Below are 20,196 nucleotides of genomic sequence, written 5' to 3'. Positions count from 1 at the left end.
AAATACCGTTAAAGTAAACCACGCGGCGGCAAAATCTGCTATAATGGCAATAACGTCTTGCAGCCGCCAGCGGCTGCAAACCGCCGCAAACCGGGCACCGCGCTGCGCGCCGTGCCGCCGCAGAGGGAGGATTTTGGTTTATGAAAGCTGTTATCACCGTGGTCGGAAAAGACACTGTGGGCGTGATCGCCAAGGTCAGCGCCGTGTGCGCCGAGCTGAACATCAATGTGGAGGACGTGACCCAGAGCATTATGCAGGATATGTTCTGCATGATCATGCTGGTGAACCTGAGCCGCTGCACCCAGGATATGGACGCCGTGCGCGCCCGCTTTGCCGCCATTGCCGACGAGATGGGCATGGAGCTGCACATCACCCGCGAAGAAGTGTTCGACGCGATGCATCATATTTAACAGAAGGGGGCCGTTCCATTGAGCATGATCAACACCAGCGACATCCTGGAAACCATCGGGATGATCACCTCGGAAAATCTGGACGTGCGCACCGTGACCATGGGCATCAGCCTGCTGGACTGCGCCGACCCGGACCCCAAAAAGGCCTGCGAGAAAATCTATAACAAGATCACCGAAAAGGCTGCCCGTCTGGTGCCGGTTGTGGAGAAGATTTCCACCGACTACGGCATCCCCATCATCAACAAGCGCATCAGCGTGACCCCCATCGCCATGCTGCTGGCCAGCGCCCCCACCGCCGATCCGGTGGAGTATGCCAAGGCGCTGGACCGGGCAGCCAAGGCCGTGGGCGTGAACTTCATCGGCGGCTTCGGCGCGCTGGTACACAAGGGCTTTTCCGCCGGTGACGAGCGGCTGATTGCCTCCATTCCCCAGGCGCTGGCTGAGACGGATATCGTGTGCAGCAGCGTGAACATCGGCTCCACCAAGACCGGCATCAACATGGACGCGGTGAAGCTGATGGGCGGCGTGGTGCGCAAGGCCGCTGAAATTACCGCCGACAACCAGTGCATGGGCGCCGCCAAGCTGGTGGTGTTCTGCAACGCCCCTGAGGACAACCCCTTCATGGCCGGTGCCTTCCACGGCGTGGGCGAGCCGGACTGCGTGGTGCACGTGGGCGTTTCCGGCCCCGGCGCCGTGCGTGCCGCGCTGGCAAAGCTGCCCAAGGACGCCCCGCTGGACGAGGTGGCCGAGCTGGTGAAGCGCACCGCCTTCAAGATCACCCGCATGGGCCAGCTGGTGGGCAATCTGGCCGCCAAAGAACTGGGCGTGCCCTTCGGCATCGTGGATCTTTCGCTGGCTCCCACCCCCGCCGTTGGCGACAGTGTGGCCAACATTCTGGAAGAGATGGGGCTGGAGAGCTGCGGCTGCTGCGGCACCACCGCCGCGCTGGCTCTTCTGAACGACGCGGTGAAGAAGGGCGGCGTGATGGCCTCCAACCATGTGGGCGGCCTGTCCGGCGCCTTCATCCCCGTAAGTGAGGACGACGGCATGATCAAGGCGGCCCGCTGCGGCAGCCTGTGCCTGGAAAAGCTGGAAGCCATGACTGCCGTGTGCAGCGTGGGCATCGACATGGTGGTGCTGCCCGGCGACACCCCCGCCGAGGTGATCAGCGCCCTGATTGCCGACGAGGCGGCCATCGGCATGGTGAACACCAAGACCACCGCCGTGCGCGTGATTCCCGCCATCGGCCGCAAGGCCGGCGAGGAGCTGGATTTCGGCGGCCTGCTGGGCTACGCGCCCATCATGCCCATCAGCACCTATAGCCCCAGCGTATTCATCAACCGGGGCGGTCGCATCCCCGCTCCTCTGCAGGCGCTGAAGAACTGAAAACATTCCCGCTCATTTTATTCATCATGGCAGAAAAAGAGGCCTCCCGCCGGGAGGCCTCTTTTTGTTTTCCTTATATTATAAAAAGGATAAAAATGCCTCCGGCCCGGAGAGAGAGGATCGGGCCGGAGGCGGCAGGGTTCAGGAAGGCCAAGGATCAGCCTTTTACAAAGGCGCCTTCCTTCATGATGACCTTCATGTTGTCCACGGCGATGGCGCGGATGTTCTCCAGAGGATTGCCCTCGATGACCAGCAGGTCAGCGGACTTGCCGGCTTCCAGAGTACCGGTCACGTCGTCCACCTTCAGCATCTCGGCGCCAACCCTGGTGGCGGCAACGATGGTATCCATCTCGGAGATACCGGCGCACTCCACGAAGGAGTACATCTCGCCAATGGCGGTGGTGCCATAGGGAGTCAGACTGCTGCAGAAGGAGTCGGAACCGATGGTCAGGCCGATGCCCTTGGCCTTGGCCTTGCGCAGGTTGGCGTAGATGCGGTTCAACTCTTTCTCAACAACGGTCTCACCGGGCTGAGAGTCGTGCATCTCGGGGATGTACACGGGGGGATAGGTCTTGAACCACTCGTGCAGGAACTGAATGGTGGGACAGAAGTAGATGCCCTTCTCGGCCATGATGTCCAGGCATTCGTCGTTCAGAGCCTGGCCATGGATGATCAGATGCACACCGGCCCGTGCGGAATCCAGAGCGCCGCCGAAGCCCTCGGCATGGCTCCATACAGGAATGCCGACCATGTTGCATTCGTCCACAACGGCCTTGATCTCTTCGTATGTGTAGTGCTGATCGGTCTTTTTGTCCCAGCGCCAGATGCCGCCGCCGGTGGACCAGATCTTGATGGCGTCCGGGCTCTGACGCAGACGACGGCGAACCGCCTTGCGCAGCTCCCAGGGACCGTCCACGCGCTCGGCCCAGGGATGGCTCTCGTCGTTGTACCAGCTGGGCAGCTTGTGGCTGTCGCCATGGCCGCAGGTGCGGGCGAAGCCCAGGCCGGTGCCAACCACGCGGGGGCCGGTCATAACGCCGCGCTCGATCATATCGCGGATCTGCAGGCCGCTGCGGCTGATCTCACCAACGGTGGTCAGGCCGTGCTCCAGGCACTCGTGAGCCTGCTGAACGGCAACCACGGTCTTCTGGATGGGATCCTCCAGAACCCAGTCGGTGTCGTCGTCGGTCAGGTTGCCGGAGAAGTGCAGATGGGTGTCGATCAGGCCGGGCATGATGGTCTTGCCGGTGATGTCACGGGTCTCGTAATCGGGGCCGTACTCCTTCTTGGGGCCGGCGTAAACGATCTTCTTGTCCTCTACCAGAACCAGAGAGTCCTTGACCGGCTCGGCGCCGGTGCCGTCGATCAGCAGACCGCCAACAAATGCTACCTTACTCATAATGAAACAAACCTCCTGTTTCCAATGTTTGTTTATGTACCGAAGCGTGTTTTGTGCGCTTATAGGTTCACGGGAAAAATTACTTTTTCTTGGCTGCCTTGGTAACGGCCATCAGGATCAGGCCGATGACCAGCCAGCCCAGAACGATGCCCCATTCCACGCCGTTCAGAGCAGCGGGGCTGAAGGGAACCACCATCAGCAGAATCACGATGGTGCCGGCCGCGATGGCGGCGCAGATGCCCAGCTTACCGCCGGGAACCTTGTAGGGCCGGGGCAGATCGGGCTCGGTGTAGCGCATGCGCAGACAGGCCAGGCTCACCATGGTGCAGCTGAAGATGAAGGCCAGCGCGGAAACGTTGGTCAGGCTCAGCAGCATGTTCTTGCCCAGGAAGGGCCCAATCACGGTGATCACTGCCAGAATGGTGCAGGCCAGCTTGGGGCAGCCGGACTTGGAATCCAGCACCGCGAAGGACTCGGGCAGCTGGCCCTTGCGGCCCATGGCCAGCATGATACGGCTGGTGGCGCCGAAGAAGGAATTCATGGGGCCCATGGGTCCGAGGGTGGCAATGATGAGCATCACCACATAGAAGATCATGCTGATGTCCTTCAGGCAGGCCAGCGCGGGCACGTCCTTGGTGATGAACTCGGTCCAGGGAACGATGGTGCCGAAGGAGTAGATGCAGATGATGTAGAAACCGCCGGCGGCCAGCAGAGCCAGGCTGATGATCTTGCCGAATTTGTTCCAGTCCAGACCCTCGGCGGCCTCCTCGGCCTGCTGGGGAATGGTGTCAAAGCCGGCGTAGAAGAACGGGGTCATAACCAGCACAGACACGATACCGGCAAACATGTTGGTACCGGCGGTCTGGGTGGTGCTGCTCTGCACCTGCTGGAAGGAGGGCAGAATGTTGGCGGGGCCGCCCTTGAAGAAGGAGATGCCCATGGCCAGCAGCATGCCGGCCAGCAGCGCCTTGGTCAGGAAAGCCTGCAGCTTGGCGGCGCTGGAAGCGCCCTTGAAGTTCAGCCAGATCACATAGAAGGCGAAGGCCAGCGCGATGATGGTGGGGAACAGATAAACATCCGCACCCAGAATGCTGTACAGCTTCACCGACCGCAGGATCGGGAACAGATCGCCGAACATCTGGCTGACCAGAGTGGAGATGGCGATGGCCTCCCAGGGGCACAGGATACCGTTGCCCAGAACCAGGAACCAGCCGGTGATGTAGCTCAGGGTGTGGCCGAAGGTGCGGTCCACATATTCCACAATGCCGCCGGAGATGGGAATGGCGGCGGTGAGCTCACCGAATACCGCGCCGATGGGCACCAGGAACAATGCGCCGATGCCGAAGGCGATCATGGCGGCGATGGGGCCGCCGCCGGTGACCATCCAGTCGCCGACCTGCAGCACCCAGCCGGTGCCGATGATGGCGCCAAAACCGATGGTGAAGAAGTTCCACAGCGACAGGGTCTTTTTCATGCCGCCCTGTTCGGGCGCCGCTGTCTGGGGAGAGTTTGCCATGAAGATTTCCTCCTTGTTGCAGGGCGTTCGGGTATGCCTGCCCCTTGGCCAAAGGCAGATTTCAGCCCTGTTTTTTCGTCTCTCTCACCCACCTGAAAAAACGTTTCCGGCGGGCACGGCAACACTATAACAAGTTTTTCTCAATGTGTGTACAGCTCGCGCACAATCTGCACTTTTACCGTCAAAATCTGCAAAAGCGGTTGATTTTATTTACTTTCAGACATATAATATAGACAATTTGAACAAACCAAAGGTAAATTTTTCTACTTCATTTGCATGGCGTTTTTTCGTTTTTTGCCCCAGGCGGGAGGTTTTTCTGGTTTATGATCCGATACATTGCACTGTGCGGCCGCGACCGGCAGGAAAATTCCCAGATGCTGCGCGGCCTTGCCCCGCTGAAAAAGCGCGGCGGGCTGGAATTCGTGTGTTTTGAATCCAGCCGCACCCTGCTGGACGAATACGCCCGGGGCCGCCGGTTCGATCTGATCCTGCTGGATGTGGGCGATGACGGCGCGGGGCTTTCCGCCGCGATCCAGCTGCACCGGCTGCACCCGGCCATGAGCCTGATTCTGCTGGCGGGCAGCGACCGGTGGGCCATTCCCGGCTACCGCACCCGGGCCTGCGGTTATCTGGTGCGCCCCTTCTCCGGTGCACTGCTGCAGGAGGAGGTCTGGCAGGCGCTGACCCACTGCGAAACACCAGATTTTTATTACAGCTTCACCAGCGAGGAGGGCACGGTGCAGATCAAGCACAGCGAGATCTATTATTTTGAATCGGACGTGCGGCGCATCACCCTGGTGGGCGAAAGCGCCAGCTACCAGTTCAGCGGCCAGATCAGCCAGATTGCCCAGCAGATGGAACCCTTCGGCTTTGCCCGCACCCACAAGAGCTATGTGGTGAACCTGCTGCATGTGGAAAATCTGTTCCGGGAAGTGCTCACGCTGGCCAACGGCAGTCAGGTTCCCTGCAGCCGGATGCACCACCAGGAGGTGGCCCGCCGCATCCGGGACCGCCAGCCCTCCACCGAACTGTGGGCCCCGCCCCGTTCCTGAACATTTTTACCTCTCCTTCGCCCTGGCTCCGCCGGGGCTTTTTCTTTGCCCGACCCCTTCTGTGACGGCTTCGCTGCCGCCCGCCCTTCCCCTTATATTGACAATTGAATCCACAGGTGCTACACTGGTGCAGCGTATAGGCATTATAATAAAGTATTGAAACCATACCAAAGGCGGGGCGGCTGCCCCGTTTTTTCAAAAGAGGGGTTTACGCAATGACACTTGATCAACTGCCGATCGGCAAAACCGCCACCATCACGGCGGTGAATGGCTCCGGCGCGCTGCGCCGCCATTTTCTGGACATGGGCCTCACCCCGCGCACGCTGGTGACCCTGCGCAAGGTTGCCCCCATGGGCGACCCCATCGAACTGGAACTGCGGGGCTACGAGCTGACCCTGCGCCTGGAGGATGCAAAAAGCATCGACATTGAGGGCGTGCACACCCGCACCCCCGAAGAGGTGGAAGCTGAACATCACCACCAGCACGACCTGCGTGCGGTGGAGCCCATCGCCCACCCGGGCCTTGGCGAAGCGACCACAAAACGGGGCCGTACCGCAAACGCGCTGCCCGCGGGCACACCCATCACCTTTGCGCTGGCGGGCAACCAGAACTGCGGCAAGACCACCCTGTTCAACCAGCTCACCGGCTCCAACCAGCATGTGGGCAACTTCCCCGGCGTGACCGTGGACCGGAAGGACGGCCAGATCCGCAAGCATCCGGAGGCCACCGTGGTGGACCTGCCGGGCATCTATTCCCTGTCGCCCTACTCCAATGAGGAGATCGTGACCCGGGATTTTCTGATCAACGAGCGGCCGCAGGGCATCATCAACATCGTGGACGCCACCAACATCGAGCGCAACCTGTATCTGACCATGCAGCTGATCGAGCTGGGCATTCCCATGGTGCTGGCGCTGAACATGATGGACGAGATGCGCGCCAACGGCAACACGGTTCTTGTGAACCAGCTGGAGGAGGAACTGGGCATCCCGGTTGTTCCCATCAGCGCCGCAAAAAATGAAGGCATCGACGAGCTGATCGAGCACGCCATTCAGGTGGCCGTAAATCAGGAAAAGCCCGCCCGGGTGGACTTCTGCGCCGGCGCCATGCACCGCTGCATCCACGCCATCTGCCATCTGATCGAGGACCACGCCCAGCGGGCCCGGGTTCCCCTGCGTTTCGCCTCCACCAAGCTGGTGGAGGGCGATGTACCAATGCTGGAGCGGCTGCATCTTTCCGACAATGAGAAGGATCTGCTGGAACACGCCATCACCGAGATGGAGGCCGACCTTGCTACCGACCGGGAGGCCGCGCTGGCGGACATGCGCTACGCCTTCATCGGCGCGCTGTGTGAGCACACTGTGATCAAAAAAGGCGAGAGCCGGGAGCACGCCCGCAGCGTGAAGATAGACAGCCTGCTCACCCACCGTTTTCTGGCCATCCCCATCTTTCTGGGCATCATGGGGCTGGTGTTCTGGCTCACCTTCGGCCTGATCGGCCAGGGGCTGAGCGACCTGCTGGCCCTGGGGCTGGACGCCCTGACCGGCGTGGTGGACAACGCCCTCACCACCTACGGCATCAACCCGGTGGTGCACAGCCTTGTGATCGACGGCATCTTCGCCGGCGTGGGCAGCGTGCTCACCTTCCTGCCCATCATCGTGGTGCTGTTCTTCTTCCTCTCCATTCTGGAGGACTCCGGCTACATGGCCCGTGTGGCCTTTGTGATGGACAAGCTGCTGCGCAAGATCGGCCTTTCCGGCCGCAGCTTCGTGCCCATGCTCATCGGCTTCGGCTGCAGCGTGCCCGCCATCATGGCCACCCGCACCCTGTCCAGTGAGCGGGACCGGAAGATGACCATCCTGCTCACCCCCTTCATGAGCTGCTCCGCCAAACTGCCCATCTACGCCATGTTCACCGCCGCCTTCTTCCCCAGATATCAGGCGCTGGTGATGATCGGCCTTTACCTGATGGGCATTCTGGTGGGCATCCTGTTCGGCCTGCTGCTCAAGGGCACCGCCTTCAAGGGCGAGCCCGTACCCTTCGTGATGGAGCTGCCCAACTACCGGCTGCCCAGCGCCGCCAGCGTGCTGCGGCTGATGTGGGAAAAGGCCAAGGACTTTTTGACCCGGGCCTTCACCGTAATCTTTGTGGCCTCCATCATCATCTGGTTCCTCCAGACCTTCGACGCACGGCTGAACGTGGTCACCGATTCCTCCACCAGCCTGCTGGCCATGCTGGGCGGGCTGATTGCCCCCCTGTTTGCCCCTCTGGGCTTCGGCGACTGGCGGGTTTCCACCGCGCTCATCACCGGCTTCACTGCCAAGGAGGCTGTGGTCTCCACGCTGGCGGTGCTCACCGGCTCCAGCCTGAACACCCTGCCCCAGGCGCTGGGCAGCCTGTTCACCCCCTTCACCGCCTTCGTGTTCCTCACCTTCACCCTGCTCTACACCCCCTGCGTGGCGGCCATCGCCGCGGTAAAGCGGGAGATGGGCGGCGCCAAGGGCGCCCTCATCGTGGTAATTGCCCAGTGCGCCATCGCCTGGGTGGTGGCCTTTGCGGTGCGCTGCGTGGGAATGCTGTTCGGTCTGTGATTGTTTCTGTTCCACCGGCCGGGTGTTTTGCCCGGCTCTGATCCGGAGGTTTTCGTCATGAATCTGCCCACCATTCTGGTGCTTGTGATTGTTGTGGTGTGCTTTGTGGCCGCGCTGGTGTTCATCTGCAAAAACGGCGGCTTCGGCGGCGAGTGCACCGGCGACTGCTCCAGCTGCGCTGCCCGCTGCGAGGCGGCAAAGCAGCAGCAAAACGCCGACAAACACTGAATATTTTCATCCGTTCGACCAGGCAGGCGGGCGGGAGCGTTTGCTCCCGCCCACCTGTTTTTCTTTTGCCCGAAATCCGCTCATATTTTTGCAGCCATATCAAATATATATTCATAAAATCACTGTCCATCCGCATAGACTGATCTTTGTGCACACATTTGCCAAGCGGATTCAATGTATATATCAGTTATAAATTCCCACTATTTTAGAATATTTATGCCATAAAAACCCGTTATTTTTCAGATTATCCACATTTTATTCATCATCCTGTATAATCTTTTTCTCTTTTGCCGCGCTGCCTTGTCAAAGCACACAATCTTATAAAAATTCATTGACACTGCATATTTATTCAGCTATAATGAGTCCATCGCAAACAGAACAGCGGCTTTGAGGGGGCCGCTTCATCAAGGAGGAAATCATCATGAAAAAGCTGATCGCATTTGCACTGGCATCCATTCTTACTCTGGGCCTGACCGCCTGCGGCGGCGGCGCTTCTTCCACCGGTTCTTCGGCGGCGGCATCCACCGCCGCTTCCGCTTCCACCGCTGCTTCCGCGGCGGACAGCACCGATGCTTCCGCCACCAGCGGCGAGAGCGCCACTCCCACGCTGGACGCCATCAAGGAGAAGGGCACCTTCACCCTGATGACCGCAACCGGCTTCCCGCCCTTTGAATATCTGGGCGCGGACGGCCAGCCCGCCGGCGTGGACATCGATGTGGGTCAGCTGGTGGCCGACGAGCTGGGCGTGGAATACGAGGTGCTGGACATGGACTTCGGCCTTCTGATTGAGGCGCTGAAGAGCGGTAAGGGCGACATGATCGGCGCGGGCATGACCGTGACCGACGAGCGTGCCCAGCAGGTGGACTTCACCGTTACCTACGCCACCGCCGGTCAGGTGCTGCTGCTCCCTGCGGACAGCACCATCACCAGCGCCGAAGAGCTGAAGAGCGGTGACTGCACCGTGACCGTGCAGGCCAACACCACCGGCGACATCTATGTGCAGGATACTCTGGGCATCTCCTCCCCGCTGCAGTTCAAGAACGCGGTGGAGTGTGCTGCCGCTCTGGCCGCCGGCAAGGCAGACGCCGCTGTGATCGACAGCGTGGCCGCCAACACCATTGTGAAGAACTATGAGGGCGAGCTGAAGGTTCTGGACGAGATGGTCACCGAGGAAAATTACGCGCTGGCCATTGCCAAAGGCCAGGAGGATCTGGTGGAGTTCGTGAACCAGGTGATCGAGAAGAACATCGAGAACGGCACCATCGACAAGCTGCTGGAGGAGCACACCGCTCTTTCCAGCGAGGGCTGACAGTAACCGGGCAGCGGGGCCCCGCGGCGGGCCCCCTGCTTCTCAGTGAGGTTGGAGTATGGAAAAGCTTTTGAACGACCTTTACATGGCCGTTATCTATCAAAACCGGTGGCAGGTATATCTGGAGGGCCTGGGCAACACCCTGCTCATCACCGCCTGCGCTCTGCTCATCGGCATCCTGATCGGCCTTGTGGTGGCGCTGGTGCGCATCACCTGCGCGCCCCGGAACAATTTCCTGCAAAAGCTGGGCAGCTGGCTGTGCGGGCTTTACACCACCGTGATCCGCGGCACACCTGTGATCGTGCAGCTGCTGATCCTCTACACCGTGATTCTGGCCAGCAGCGAGGGCATCGTGGTCTGCATCGTGGGCTTCGGCATCAACTCCGGCGCCTATCTGGCCGAGGTGGCCCGCAGCGGCATCGCCTCGGTGGACCCGGGCCAGATGGAGGCCGGGCGCAGCCTGGGTCTTGGCTACGGGGTGACCATGCGCAGGATCGTGCTGCCCCAGGCGGTGAAAAACATCCTGCCCGCTCTGTTCAACGAGTTCATTGCCCTGTTAAAGGAAACCAGCGTGGCCGGCTACATCGCGGTGCGCGATCTGACCAAAGCCTCGGACGGCATCCGCGGCATCACCTTCAACAGCGTTCCGCTGTATCTGGCGGCCATCATCTATCTGGTGTTCGTCATCGGCATCACCCAGATTCAAAAGCAGGTGGAAAGGAGGCTGGCGCAAAGTGATCGAGGTTAAGAATCTGACCAAATCCTTCGGCGGCGTTCCGGTGCTGAAGGGCATCACCGAAACCATCTCTCCCGGCGAAAAAATTGCCATCATCGGGCCTTCCGGCTCCGGCAAATCCACCTTTCTGCGCTGTCTGAATCTGCTGGAAACGCCTACCGGCGGCCAGATCTTTTTCAAAGGGCAGGACATCACCGCCCCCGGCACCGACATCAACAAGGTTCGCCAGCACATGGGCATGGTGTTCCAGCATTTCAACCTCTTCCCCCACCTGACCGTGCGGGAAAACATTACGCTGGCCCCGGTGCAGCTGAAGCTGCAGACAAAGGACGAGGCCAACGCCAAGGCCGAGGAGCTTTTGAAGCGCATCGGTTTGTACGACAAGATCGACACCTATCCCAGCAGGCTTTCCGGCGGGCAGAAGCAGCGCATCGCCATTGTGCGGGCGCTGGCCATGGACCCGGAGGTGCTGCTCTTCGACGAACCCACCAGTGCACTGGACCCGGAAATGGTGGGCGAGGTGCTGGGCGTGATGAAGGATCTGGTCGATCAGGGCATGACCATGGTGATCGTGACCCACGAGATGGGCTTTGCCCGCGAGGTTGCCACCCGTGTGCTCTTCATGGACGGCGGCCAGGTGCTGGAGCAGAATCTTCCCGGCGAATTTTTTGAACACCCGAAAAACGAACGGCTGTGTTCGTTTCTTTCCAAAGTACTTTAACCCCAAAACAATAAATCAAAAACAACCGGCCCCGCTGCGGGCCGCCTGAAAGGATGCGTATTACTTATGAAAACTCAGTACAAAAAGGTTCTGCTGGCCTACTCCGGCGGTCTGGACACCTCCATCATCATTCCCTGGCTGAAGGAAAATTACGGCTGCGAGGTCATTGCCGCCTCCGCCGACGTGGGCCAGGGCACCGAGCTGGACGGTCTGGAGGAAAAGGCCATCAAAACCGGCGCTTCCAAGCTGTATGTGCTGGATCTGACCGATGAATTCATCGACGACTATGTGTTCCCCACCCTGCAGGCCGGGGCCAAGTACGAGGGCACCTATCTGCTGGGCACCAGCTTCGCCCGCCCGCCCATTGCCAAGCATCTGGTGGAGATTGCCGAGAAGGAAGGCTGCGACGCCATCTGCCACGGCTGCACCGGCAAGGGCAACGATCAGGTTCGCTTTGAGCTGAGCATCAAGGCCTTCGCCCCGAATATGCCCATCATCGCCCCCTGGAGAGAGTGGGACATCAAGAGCCGCGAGGAGGAAATCGACTACGCCGAGGCCCACAACGTGCCTTTGAAGATCAATCGGGAAACCAACTATTCCAAGGACAAAAACCTGTGGCATCTGAGCCACGAGGGTCTGGATCTGGAGGACCCCAGCCTGGAGCCCCAGTACCAGAAGCCCGGATTTCTGGAGCTGGGCGTAAGCCCGGAGCAGGCCCCGGACACCCCCACCTATGTGACCATCCACTTTGAAAAGGGCATTCCCACCGCCGTGGACGGCGTGGCCATGAAGGGCAGCGACATTGTGCGCACCCTGAACAAGCTGGGCGGCGAGAACGGCGTGGGCATCATCGACATCGTGGAGAACCGTCTGGTGGGCATGAAGAGCCGCGGCGTATACGAGACCCCCGGCGGCACCATCCTCTACTTCGCCCACGCTCAGCTGGAGATGCTCTGCCTGGACAAGGCCACCGCCCACTACAAGGAGCTGGTTGCCCAGAAATTCTCCGAGATCGTGTACGACGGCCAGTGGTACACCCCCCTGCGCGAGGCCCTGAGCGCCTTCGTCACCGAGACCCAGAAAACCGTAACCGGCGACGTGAAGCTGAAGCTGTACAAGGGCAACATCATCCCCGCCGGCACCACCTCCCCGTACAGCCTGTACAGCGAGGAGCTGGCCACCTTCGGCGAGGACGGCATCTATGATCAGAAGGATTCCGCCGGATTCATCAACCTGTTCGGCCTGCCGGTCACCGTGCAGGCGAAGTGCAAGAAGAACTGGCCCAAGGAGTGAGAACAATGTTTCAGCATGTGATTGTAAAGACCCCCTGCAAGGCCATGGTGAACGGCATTACCGATCACCCGGAGCTGGGCACCCCGGACTATGAAAAGGCGCTGGCCCAGCACGCGGCCTACATCGAGGCGCTGAAGCAGTGCGGTGTGGATGTGACCGTGCTGCCGCCGGACGAAGCCTACCCGGACAGCTGCTTTGTGGAGGATCCGGCCATTGTGACCAAGTACTGCGCCATCGTGACCAATCCGGGCGCAGCCACCCGCAAGGGCGAGACTGCCGCCATCGAGCCGGTACTGGAAAAATTCTACCCCAGGGAGAAGATCTTCCACATCACCGACCCGGGCACGCTGGAGGGCGGCGACGTGATGATGTGCGGCGACACCTTCTATGTGGGCCGTTCCGCCCGCACCAACGAAGCAGGCATCCAGCAGCTGAGCGAGATTCTGGGTCAGTTCGGCTGCAAGGTAGTGGAGGTTCCCCTCACCGAGGTGCTCCACCTGAAAACCGGTGTGGTGTATCTGGAAAACAACAACATGCTCACCGCCGGGGAATTCTGCGACAAGCCCGCCTTCGCAGGCTACAACAAGGTGACCATCCCCGCCGAAGAGGCCTACGCGGCCAACTGCATCTGGGTGAACGGTACCGTGCTGGTGCCCGAAGGCTACCCCACCGTGCTGAAGGCGGTGCAGGAGCTGGGCTACAAAATCATCGTGTGCGACACCTCCGAATACCGCAAGATCGACGGCGGTTTGAGCTGCCTGTCGCTCCGGTTCTGAAGCAAACATAAAATGCCCCGGGCACCAAAACCAGTGCCCGGGGCATTCTTTTATCCTGTAAAAACGGGAGCGCAGCCTTCGCTGCGCTCCCTGGCGTTTGTTTATCCGTTGTTCTGGGCCTTGTGCACGATCCACACCTCGTGGGCCGCCACAGTGGCCTCCAGATCGTCCACCTTTTTCTCCAGCCGATCCAGCCGCTCGTTGGCCTGCACCACGCCGTCCGCCACCTGGCGGATCATGGGCATGACCTGGCTTTCCACCACCGCGTTCATGTGGTTTTTCATCCGCTCCTCACTGGCAGCGATGGCTTCATTGAATTTTTGCGTCATCCGCTCTTCGCTGGCGGTGACGGCTGTGTTGATCAAACCCGCAAGGGCCTGCAGATCTTCCTGAGTCAGCATGGTGCGCTCCTTTCCGCCGGGGCAACTTTTCGTTCACGCGTCGTTTGCATTGCCCAGTATAGCATAGCTCTGCATCGGATTCAATGCGTTTTTTGCCCAAAACCCGCTGGCAGTTTTTTCCCGGCTTTACTGAGCGGCTTCTTCCTCCGGCTGCTGCGGGCAGATCTGCCGCAGCTTTTCCACCAGGCGCTCGTTGTCCGCCCGGGTGCCCACCGCCAGCCGGCACCAGCTGCTGTCCAGCCCGTAAAAGGCCTCGCAGCTGCGCACCGCCAGACCGGCGGCGGCCAGCGTATTCGCAAAGCCCTCCGGCCCGTGAACCAGCACAAAGTTCACCCGGCTGTCAAACACCTGCAAGCCCAGCCCGCGCAGCTGTTCGGTCAGCCAGGGGCGCTCGGTCTCCAGCAGGGCGCGGGCCTTCTCCAGATGCTGAGGCTGGCGCAGCGCCGCCAGTGCCGCGGCCTGCGCCGGGCCGTTTACTCCGAAGCGGGGCCCGGCGGCGGTCATCTGCCGCACCAGCTCCCCGTGGGAGGAGATGGCATAGCCCACCCGCAGGCCGGGCATGCCCCATGCCTTGGAGAAGCTGTCCACCACCACAAGACCCGGGCAGTACACCGCATCCTGTTTGAGGGAATGCTCCTCCCCGTCCCGGGCCAGCTCGATGAAGCTCTCGTCCACCACACACAGCACATCCCGTTCGGCGCACGCCTTCACCAGATTCATCAGCTGGCTGCGGGGCAGAAAGGCCCCGGTGGGGTTGCCCGGGTTGCACAGCACCAGCATCTGGGCGCCTTCCAGCGCCTGCTCCACCGCTGCGGCATCCGGCACAAAGCTCTGCTCCGGGCCGGCCATCAGATGCACCAGCTCACAGCCCTCCGCTTCCAGCGCCCGGGCGTATTCCTCGTATGCCGGCTCCAGAATCACCGCCTTTTTCGGGCGGACCGACCGAACCAGACGCCAGATCACCTCGTCCGCGCCGGAAGCCACGAACACATTCTTGGTCAGCACCTCGTACCGGTCCGCCAGAGCTGCGCGCAGGGCGGTGCAGTCCGGGTCGGGATATGTATCGGCGGCGGTCAGGGCGGCGGCAGCGGCCTGCGCTGCTGCGGGAGGCATACCCAGCGGGTTGCAGCTGCCGGATGCATCCAGCGTGCGCATGGCCAGCGGCGGCATGGCCGGGGCCTCAATGCCCAGAAACTCCATCAGCGCGCCGGCCAGAGCCATGGTTTCGTCAAAGCCCTGCTGATACAGCGCCCGCAGCTTGTTCACGTCCCGCTCGGTGCGGGTCACGGTGACCGGGGTCTGAGGCCGGATCACGAAGGCTTTTCCCTCCTGCTCCAGCTCCTCGATGCGGCGCACCCGGCGGTTGTAGTCCTCCGCCTGATGCAGGCAGGCCTCCATCAGCTGGGGGTGGGTTTTGTAACGGCGGCGGTACATCTGGTCGATGGCCGGGCCCTGGCCCTTTTTGCGGAAGCCCTTCTGCCGGGTGAGCACCACCAGCAGCTTGCCCGCCGGGAAGGGCAGCTCCTCCGGCAGAGGGATGCAGCTGGCGATGCCGCCGTCCAGGCAGACGTCCTCGCCCACCTTCACCATGCTGCACAGCAAAGGCATGCTGCAGCTGGCCCGGCAGGCGGTGAAGAACTCCTCGCCCATCTCCTTGTCGTGGTAGAAGATGGCCTTGCCGGTGCGGCAGTCGGTGGCCACCGCCCACATGCTCTGCTCCGATTTGTAGAAGGTCTCGTAATCGAAGGGCACCAGTTCATGGCTCAGCTCGCCGAACACAAAATCAAAGTTGAAGAAGCTGAAGGTTTTCAGCAGATGGGACGGCCCCATATACCGGGGATCGTTCACATAATTCAGGTTGATGTCCCGGCTGCGGCCCGGCTGGCGGGACAGATAACTCAGGGCATTCAGCGAACCGGCGCTCACGCCCACCACGTTGGGAATCCGGATTCCCAGCTCCATCAGCGCGTCCAGCACACCGGAGGTATACACCCCCCGCAATGCGCCGCCTTCCAGAATCAATGTATCGGTCTTGTTCATGTTCTTTCCCTCACTTCCTCCGGATGACCCACAGGCCATTCGTTTGCTCGCGCAAAAATAAAACATACTGTTTAGTATAGTACATATTTTTTAAAAAATCATGCCCTGCTGTGAAAAAAGCAGCAGGGCATGATTTCATTGTTTCTGTTTCATCATTTCTGATCGTCAATGATAATACCGGCCAACCATCTTATCCAGGTCCAGCACCGCACGCTCGGCGCCCCGCGCCACCTTTTTGGCCATCTTCTTCATCTTGCGGTTATTTTTGCCCTTGCTGCCCGCGGCCACACCGGCCGCCACCGCCATGGTCGCGGCGGTAAGGCCCGCGGCGGCCATCATGGTTTTCTTTTCCATTGTGCATTCTCCTCCCTGTGTAAAAACTCAGCGCGCCTGCAGCTGCGCTACGGGGTTTAGTCTGCCCCGCTTTTCCTGACCTATACGGTTTTCTTACGGAATATCTCTTTCTTTGCCGGCGGAATTGTGATAGACTATATAAGTTAAGAGCATCCCGCCCGCTTCCGGGTGGAAGGCTCTTGTTCAAAGGAGTGACCTGTTTTTGAAGCATACCGCACCCAAAACCATTTTATGCATTCACGATCTGTCCGGCATGGGGCGCTGCAGCCTGAGCGTTGCCGCACCGGTGCTGGCTGCCATGGGCCATCAGCCCGTTCTGCTGCCCACCACCCTGCTTTCGGCCCACACCGGCGGGCTGGGCAAGCCGGTGGTGCAGCCGCTGGCCGCCTACGGCGACGCCGCGCTGGACCACTACCGCAAGCTGGGCGTGGAATTCGACTGCATCTATTCCGGCTACCTGGCCAGCGAGGCCGAACAGCAGCTGGTGCACAAGGCCTTTTCCTACTGGCCCGGCGCGCTGAAGGTGGTGGATCCGGTTCTGGCCGACCATGGCCGCTTTTACACCGGCATGCAGGATCTTCTGCCCGGCATGCGCGAGCTGTGCCGCCAGGCGGACCTGATTCTGCCCAACCTGACCGAGGCCTGCTTCCTTCTGGGCCGCGATTACTGTGCCGATGAGCTGACCGCCGATCAGGCCCAGGCTCTGGCGGACGAGGTGAGCGCCAATGTACAGCGGGCGGTTGTGACCGGCCTGCCGCTGGCAAAGCATCTGGCCTGCGCCGGCTCCAGCGGGCGGGACCGCTTTGTGGTCAAGCGCCTGCGCATTGACCGCAGCTACCCCGGCACCGGCGATCTGTTCGCCGCCGTTCTGGTGGGCTGCCTTTTGCGCGGCAACGCCCTTTCCGCCGCGGCGGACGCGGCCGCCGGCTTTGTGGCCGAGGCCATCAACAACACCTCGCCCACCGCGGACCCGGCCTTCGGCGTCTGGTTTGAGCCGCTGCTGGGCCGGCTGTGCGGAGGGAACTGAGCATGCCTGTTTTGAACATTGTTCTGGTGGAGCCTCAGATCCCGGAAAACACCGGCAACATTGCCCGCACCTGCGCGGTGACCGGCGCCAGGCTGCATCTGGTGCGGCCGCTGGGCTTTGAGGTGACGGACAAGCACCTGAAGCGGGCGGGGCTGGACTACTGGCATCTGCTGGACATCACCTATTACGACAATCTGGACGACTTTTTTGCAAAGAACAGCGGCCCCTTCTTTTATTTCACCAGCAAGGGCCGCCACCGTCATACCGACGTTTCCTACCCGGACGGCAGCTATCTTGTGTTCGGGCGGGAGGACGCCGGCCTGCCGGAGCGGCTGCTGTTTGAAAACCCGGACCACTGTGTGCGGATGCCCATGCGCAAGGGCGTTCGCTGCCTGAATCTTTCCAACTCGGTGGCCATCGGGGTATACGAAGCGCTTCGCCAATGGGATTTTGCGGACCTGGAAAGCCAGGGCCAACTGACCAAATACGAATGGAAGTGAGGAGTACCATGCGTAAGATCGCCGTTTTGACCGACTCTGCCTGTGACATTCCTGTGGAACTTCAGGAAAAGTACGGCATCGACATCCTGCCCTTCACCATCACGCTGGACGGCGTGAGCTATGTGGAGCGCAAGGATTTCACCTTCGACGAATACTACCAGATGCTGCGCGATGCCAAGGGCACGCCCAGCACCGCCCACATCACCGCCATGCAGTTCTGCGACCAGTTCTGCAAATATCTGGACGAGGGCTACACCGATGTGCTGTATGTGAGCATCAACTCCACCGGCAGCGCCACCCACGACGCCGCCGTGATGGCCGTGGATCTGCTGGCCGAGGAGCGCCCCGGCCATGAGCTGCGGATTCACATTGTGGACAGCCACACCTATTCCTTCATCTACGGCTGGCCGGTGTGCGAGGCTGCCCGCCTGCTGCGCAACGGCGCCGAGCTGGAATATGTGATGGACATGCTCAACGACCGCTTCTCCCGCGCGGAGGTGGTGCTCTCCGCCTTCAGCCTGAAGGTGATGAAGAAGAGCGGCCGCGTTTCCGCTGCTGCTGCCTTCGCCGGTGAGCTGCTGGGCCTGCGCCCCATCATCAGCCTGATCGATGGCAAAAGCAAGGTGGAGGCCAAGGTGCGGGGCGACGCCGCCGTGCCCGGCGCACTGATCAAGTATGTGCGCAGCCGCGTGGACAACATCGACGAGGACTTCGAGTACATGATCGCCTGCACCGACATTCCCGCGGTGGATGATCTGATCAAGCAGTGCAAGAAGGAGTTCGGCCACGGCCCCCTGCATGTGTTCAAGCTGGGCGCCGCTGTGGCCAGCAACACCGGCCCGGACACCATTGCCATCACCTATCTGGGCCGTCCCCGCCGCTGATTTTTCCAACCAGAAAGCTCAGGCACCCCGAAAGCAACCGCTTTCGGGGTGCTTTTCTGTTGACGGGCAAAATTTGCTTTTCTGTTGACGGGCAAAATTTCTGTTGCAGACCGGCGCCAGAATTTGCTATAATTGTGCCATGCGTCCAAAAACGCACAGAGCAACTTAGGATTTTAGGCTCGCCCGGGTTTTGCCCGGGCCCACCCGTTTGGACCTGGCAGTGCCAAACGGATAAAATCTTTCTGCCGGAGTGTAATCATGAATACGAAACGTCTTGTCCGCGCGGCCATGGTGGCCGCAATTTATGTGGTGCTGTGCCTTGTGCTGGCCCCCTTCAGCTACGGCGCCGTTCAGGTGCGTCTGGCCGAAATGCTGTGCCTGTTGCCGGTGTTCGGTGCGGAGTACATCGTGGCCGTAACTCTGGGGTGTTTTCTGGCCAACCTGCTGGGCTCCACGCTGGTGGATGTGGTGTTTGGCACCGCCGCCACTCTGGTGGCCTGCCTGGTAACCTACGCGGTGCGCAAGGTGCGTGTGGGTGGTCTGGCCATTCCCGCCGCCGTACCGCCCATTGTGAGCAATGCGGTGATTGTGGGTGCGCTGGAGCTCACCTTCTTTTTGCCCGGCGTCACCGGCACCGCTGCTCTGGCTGCCTGGAACGCCCTGACCGTTGGCATCGGCGAAGTGGTCAGCTGCGGCATTCTGGGCGTGGCTCTGGTGAAGCTGATCGAGAGCAACACCGGCCTGCGCCGCCTGTTCTGCGAATAAGCCGTTTCCATTTCCAATAAGAAAAAGGAGGCCGCCATGAAACCAAGTCTGTTGATCTGGGACTGGAACGGGACCCTGCTGGACGATCTGGATCTGTGCAACCGGTGCCTGAACGATCTGCTGGATGCCTACGGCTATGCCCAGCGGTACGACGCGGCCGCCTACAAGGATATCTTCGGGTTTCCCATTCAGGACTATTACCGCCGGGCGGGCTTTGATTTCACCCGCCACCCCTACGAGGCGCTGGCGGAGCATTATATGGAGGAATACCTGCCCGCCGCCGAGGGCTGCGGGCTTTGCCCCGGGGCGCACGGCGCGCTGGAATGGGCAAGGGACGCCGGCATCCGTCAGGTGATCCTGTCCGCCTCCCAGCTGCCCATCCTGCGCCGTCAGGTGGAGGAGCGTTCGCTTTCTGGCTTCTTTGATGAGTTGCTCGGCCAGAGCGACATCTACGCCCGCGGCAAAAAGGAGACCGGCCTCTCCTATTTAAAGGAAAGCGGCATCGACCCGGCCAGCGCGGTGCTGGTGGGCGACACCCTGCACGACTTCGAGGTGGCAAGCGCCATGGGCACCCGCTGCGTGCTCTGCGCCGCCGGCCACCAGAGCCGGGCCCGGCTGGAGACCGCCGGGGTGCCGGTGATCGACACCCTGAACGAGCTGCCCGCCTGCCTGGCCGGCCTGTAATCGCAAACAAAAAGCCATCCCGGCCGGGATGGCTCAGCTTGTAGAAAAACCTGCTGTGACAATCAAGCCAGAGCAGGTTTTTTGCATGAAAAGTAAAAGAACAGAGAAAAAGGAAGAAGATTTCCTC

General features: G+C 60.9%; 20 protein-coding genes and 1 riboswitch. Of the genes, 15 read left to right on the top strand and 5 right to left on the bottom strand.

Going from position 1 to position 20,196, the window contains the following annotated elements:
• The first annotated feature begins 140 nt into the window (after positions 1–140).
• Positions 141–410, top strand: coding sequence for an ACT domain-containing protein (locus tag EDD77_RS16115; RefSeq protein ID WP_058963195.1), 270 nt, complete (start codon positions 141–143; stop codon positions 408–410).
• A gap of 24 nt (positions 411–434) precedes the next feature.
• A complete protein-coding gene (locus tag EDD77_RS16110; RefSeq protein WP_058963279.1) occupies positions 435–1,796 on the top strand; it encodes a PFL family protein in 1,362 nt (453 codons plus the stop codon).
• 157 nt (positions 1,797–1,953) lie between these two features.
• Here the strand turns inward: EDD77_RS16110 and EDD77_RS16105 are convergent, their stop codons facing one another.
• Together EDD77_RS16105 and EDD77_RS16100 are read right to left on the bottom strand one after the other, a co-directional pair.
• Positions 1,954–3,195: a metal-dependent hydrolase family protein gene (locus EDD77_RS16105; protein WP_058963194.1), complete on the bottom strand. Its 1,242-nt coding sequence runs from the start codon at positions 3,193–3,195 to the stop codon at positions 1,954–1,956.
• A 79-nt stretch (positions 3,196–3,274) separates the two neighbouring features.
• Complete coding sequence (locus EDD77_RS16100) at positions 3,275–4,711, bottom strand: APC family permease (RefSeq protein WP_058963193.1); 1,437 nt, start codon at positions 4,709–4,711, stop codon at positions 3,275–3,277.
• Between the two features lie 323 nt (positions 4,712–5,034).
• On the opposite strand from EDD77_RS16100, the gene EDD77_RS16095 reads away from it, so the two are divergent.
• From EDD77_RS16095 to EDD77_RS16060, 8 genes are all read left to right on the top strand, one after another.
• Entirely contained in the window at positions 5,035–5,763 is a 729-nt protein-coding gene (locus EDD77_RS16095) for a LytR/AlgR family response regulator transcription factor (protein WP_058963192.1), read from the top strand.
• 215 nt (positions 5,764–5,978) lie between these two features.
• On the top strand, positions 5,979–8,351 hold the full coding sequence (gene feoB, locus EDD77_RS16090; RefSeq protein ID WP_058963191.1) for a ferrous iron transport protein B: 2,373 nt from the start codon (positions 5,979–5,981) through the stop codon (positions 8,349–8,351).
• Between the two features lie 57 nt (positions 8,352–8,408).
• Positions 8,409–8,579: a FeoB-associated Cys-rich membrane protein gene (locus EDD77_RS16085; protein ID WP_132587444.1), complete on the top strand. Its 171-nt coding sequence runs from the start codon at positions 8,409–8,411 to the stop codon at positions 8,577–8,579.
• 421 nt (positions 8,580–9,000) lie between these two features.
• A complete protein-coding gene (locus tag EDD77_RS16080; protein ID WP_058963190.1) occupies positions 9,001–9,888 on the top strand; it encodes an ABC transporter substrate-binding protein in 888 nt (295 codons plus the stop codon).
• 58 nt (positions 9,889–9,946) lie between these two features.
• Positions 9,947–10,636 carry an amino acid ABC transporter permease gene (locus EDD77_RS16075; RefSeq protein ID WP_058963189.1) on the top strand — a complete coding sequence of 230 codons (690 nt, stop codon included), beginning with the start codon at positions 9,947–9,949 and terminating at the stop codon, positions 10,634–10,636.
• A complete protein-coding gene (locus EDD77_RS16070; protein WP_058963188.1) occupies positions 10,623–11,345 on the top strand; it encodes an amino acid ABC transporter ATP-binding protein in 723 nt (240 codons plus the stop codon). Before EDD77_RS16075 ends, EDD77_RS16070 begins: the two co-directional genes overlap by 14 nt.
• Positions 11,346–11,411: 66 nt before the next feature.
• A complete protein-coding gene (locus EDD77_RS16065; RefSeq protein ID WP_058963187.1) occupies positions 11,412–12,638 on the top strand; it encodes an argininosuccinate synthase in 1,227 nt (408 codons plus the stop codon).
• Between the two features lie 5 nt (positions 12,639–12,643).
• Positions 12,644–13,414: a dimethylarginine dimethylaminohydrolase family protein gene (locus EDD77_RS16060; RefSeq protein ID WP_058963186.1), complete on the top strand. Its 771-nt coding sequence runs from the start codon at positions 12,644–12,646 to the stop codon at positions 13,412–13,414.
• 101 nt (positions 13,415–13,515) lie between these two features.
• On the opposite strand, the gene EDD77_RS16055 is transcribed toward EDD77_RS16060, so the two are convergent.
• The 3 genes from EDD77_RS16055 to EDD77_RS16045 form a co-directional block, all read right to left on the bottom strand.
• On the bottom strand, positions 13,516–13,815 hold the full coding sequence (locus tag EDD77_RS16055) for a hypothetical protein (protein ID WP_058963185.1): 300 nt from the start codon (positions 13,813–13,815) through the stop codon (positions 13,516–13,518).
• A gap of 126 nt (positions 13,816–13,941) precedes the next feature.
• Complete coding sequence (locus EDD77_RS16050; RefSeq protein WP_058963184.1) at positions 13,942–15,855, bottom strand: aminotransferase class I/II-fold pyridoxal phosphate-dependent enzyme; 1,914 nt, start codon at positions 15,853–15,855, stop codon at positions 13,942–13,944.
• Positions 15,856–16,020: 165 nt separating this feature from the next.
• Complete coding sequence (locus EDD77_RS16045) at positions 16,021–16,209, bottom strand: hypothetical protein (RefSeq protein ID WP_058963183.1); 189 nt, start codon at positions 16,207–16,209, stop codon at positions 16,021–16,023.
• A gap of 202 nt (positions 16,210–16,411) precedes the next feature.
• Here EDD77_RS16045 and EDD77_RS16040 point away from each other — a divergent pair, with 202 nt between their 5' ends.
• From EDD77_RS16040 to EDD77_RS16020, 5 genes are all read left to right on the top strand, one after another.
• Entirely contained in the window at positions 16,412–17,236 is an 825-nt protein-coding gene (locus EDD77_RS16040; RefSeq protein WP_242868301.1) for a bifunctional hydroxymethylpyrimidine kinase/phosphomethylpyrimidine kinase, read from the top strand.
• A gap of 2 nt (positions 17,237–17,238) precedes the next feature.
• Positions 17,239–17,736: a tRNA (cytidine(34)-2'-O)-methyltransferase gene (locus EDD77_RS16035; RefSeq protein WP_058963182.1), complete on the top strand. Its 498-nt coding sequence runs from the start codon at positions 17,239–17,241 to the stop codon at positions 17,734–17,736.
• A gap of 8 nt (positions 17,737–17,744) precedes the next feature.
• Entirely contained in the window at positions 17,745–18,620 is an 876-nt protein-coding gene (locus EDD77_RS16030; RefSeq protein ID WP_242868299.1) for a DegV family protein, read from the top strand.
• A gap of 158 nt (positions 18,621–18,778) precedes the next feature.
• A riboswitch (PreQ1-III riboswitch) is annotated at positions 18,779–18,871 on the top strand.
• A 7-nt stretch (positions 18,872–18,878) separates the two neighbouring features.
• Entirely contained in the window at positions 18,879–19,385 is a 507-nt protein-coding gene (locus EDD77_RS16025) for a QueT transporter family protein (protein WP_058963180.1), read from the top strand.
• A 36-nt stretch (positions 19,386–19,421) separates the two neighbouring features.
• Complete coding sequence (locus EDD77_RS16020) at positions 19,422–20,069, top strand: HAD family hydrolase (RefSeq protein WP_058963179.1); 648 nt, start codon at positions 19,422–19,424, stop codon at positions 20,067–20,069.
• Positions 20,070–20,196: the final 127 nt, after the last annotated feature.

It is taken from the genome of Allofournierella massiliensis, from assembly GCF_004345265.1.
GTDB classification, from domain to species: Bacteria; Bacillota; Clostridia; order Oscillospirales; family Ruminococcaceae; genus Allofournierella; species Allofournierella massiliensis.
Note: the sequence above shows the minus strand (reverse complement) of the source record. Positions and strands in the feature narration are given on the sequence as shown.

Bases quoted from the DNA above. Each gene is read 5' to 3' on its own strand.
- EDD77_RS16115 (WP_058963195.1), top strand. From the start codon at position 141: ATGAAAGCTGTTATCACCGTGGTCGGAAAAGACACTGTGGGCGTGATC.
- EDD77_RS16110 (WP_058963279.1), top strand. From the start codon at position 435: ATGATCAACACCAGCGACATCCTGGAAACCATCGGGATGATCACCTCG.
- EDD77_RS16105 (WP_058963194.1), bottom strand. From the start codon at position 3,195: ATGAGTAAGGTAGCATTTGTTGGCGGTCTGCTGATCGACGGCACCGGC.
- EDD77_RS16100 (WP_058963193.1), bottom strand. From the start codon at position 4,711: ATGGCAAACTCTCCCCAGACAGCGGCGCCCGAACAGGGCGGCATGAAA.
- EDD77_RS16095 (WP_058963192.1), top strand. From the start codon at position 5,035: ATGATCCGATACATTGCACTGTGCGGCCGCGACCGGCAGGAAAATTCC.
- feoB (WP_058963191.1), top strand. From the start codon at position 5,979: ATGACACTTGATCAACTGCCGATCGGCAAAACCGCCACCATCACGGCG.
- EDD77_RS16085 (WP_132587444.1), top strand. From the start codon at position 8,409: ATGAATCTGCCCACCATTCTGGTGCTTGTGATTGTTGTGGTGTGCTTT.
- EDD77_RS16080 (WP_058963190.1), top strand. From the start codon at position 9,001: ATGAAAAAGCTGATCGCATTTGCACTGGCATCCATTCTTACTCTGGGC.
- EDD77_RS16075 (WP_058963189.1), top strand. From the start codon at position 9,947: ATGGAAAAGCTTTTGAACGACCTTTACATGGCCGTTATCTATCAAAAC.
- EDD77_RS16065 (WP_058963187.1), top strand. From the start codon at position 11,412: ATGAAAACTCAGTACAAAAAGGTTCTGCTGGCCTACTCCGGCGGTCTG.
- EDD77_RS16060 (WP_058963186.1), top strand. From the start codon at position 12,644: ATGTTTCAGCATGTGATTGTAAAGACCCCCTGCAAGGCCATGGTGAAC.
- EDD77_RS16055 (WP_058963185.1), bottom strand. From the start codon at position 13,815: ATGCTGACTCAGGAAGATCTGCAGGCCCTTGCGGGTTTGATCAACACA.
- EDD77_RS16050 (WP_058963184.1), bottom strand. From the start codon at position 15,855: ATGAACAAGACCGATACATTGATTCTGGAAGGCGGCGCATTGCGGGGG.
- EDD77_RS16045 (WP_058963183.1), bottom strand. From the start codon at position 16,209: ATGGAAAAGAAAACCATGATGGCCGCCGCGGGCCTTACCGCCGCGACC.
- EDD77_RS16035 (WP_058963182.1), top strand. From the start codon at position 17,239: ATGCCTGTTTTGAACATTGTTCTGGTGGAGCCTCAGATCCCGGAAAAC.
- EDD77_RS16030 (WP_242868299.1), top strand. From the start codon at position 17,745: ATGCGTAAGATCGCCGTTTTGACCGACTCTGCCTGTGACATTCCTGTG.
- EDD77_RS16025 (WP_058963180.1), top strand. From the start codon at position 18,879: ATGAATACGAAACGTCTTGTCCGCGCGGCCATGGTGGCCGCAATTTAT.
- EDD77_RS16020 (WP_058963179.1), top strand. From the start codon at position 19,422: ATGAAACCAAGTCTGTTGATCTGGGACTGGAACGGGACCCTGCTGGAC.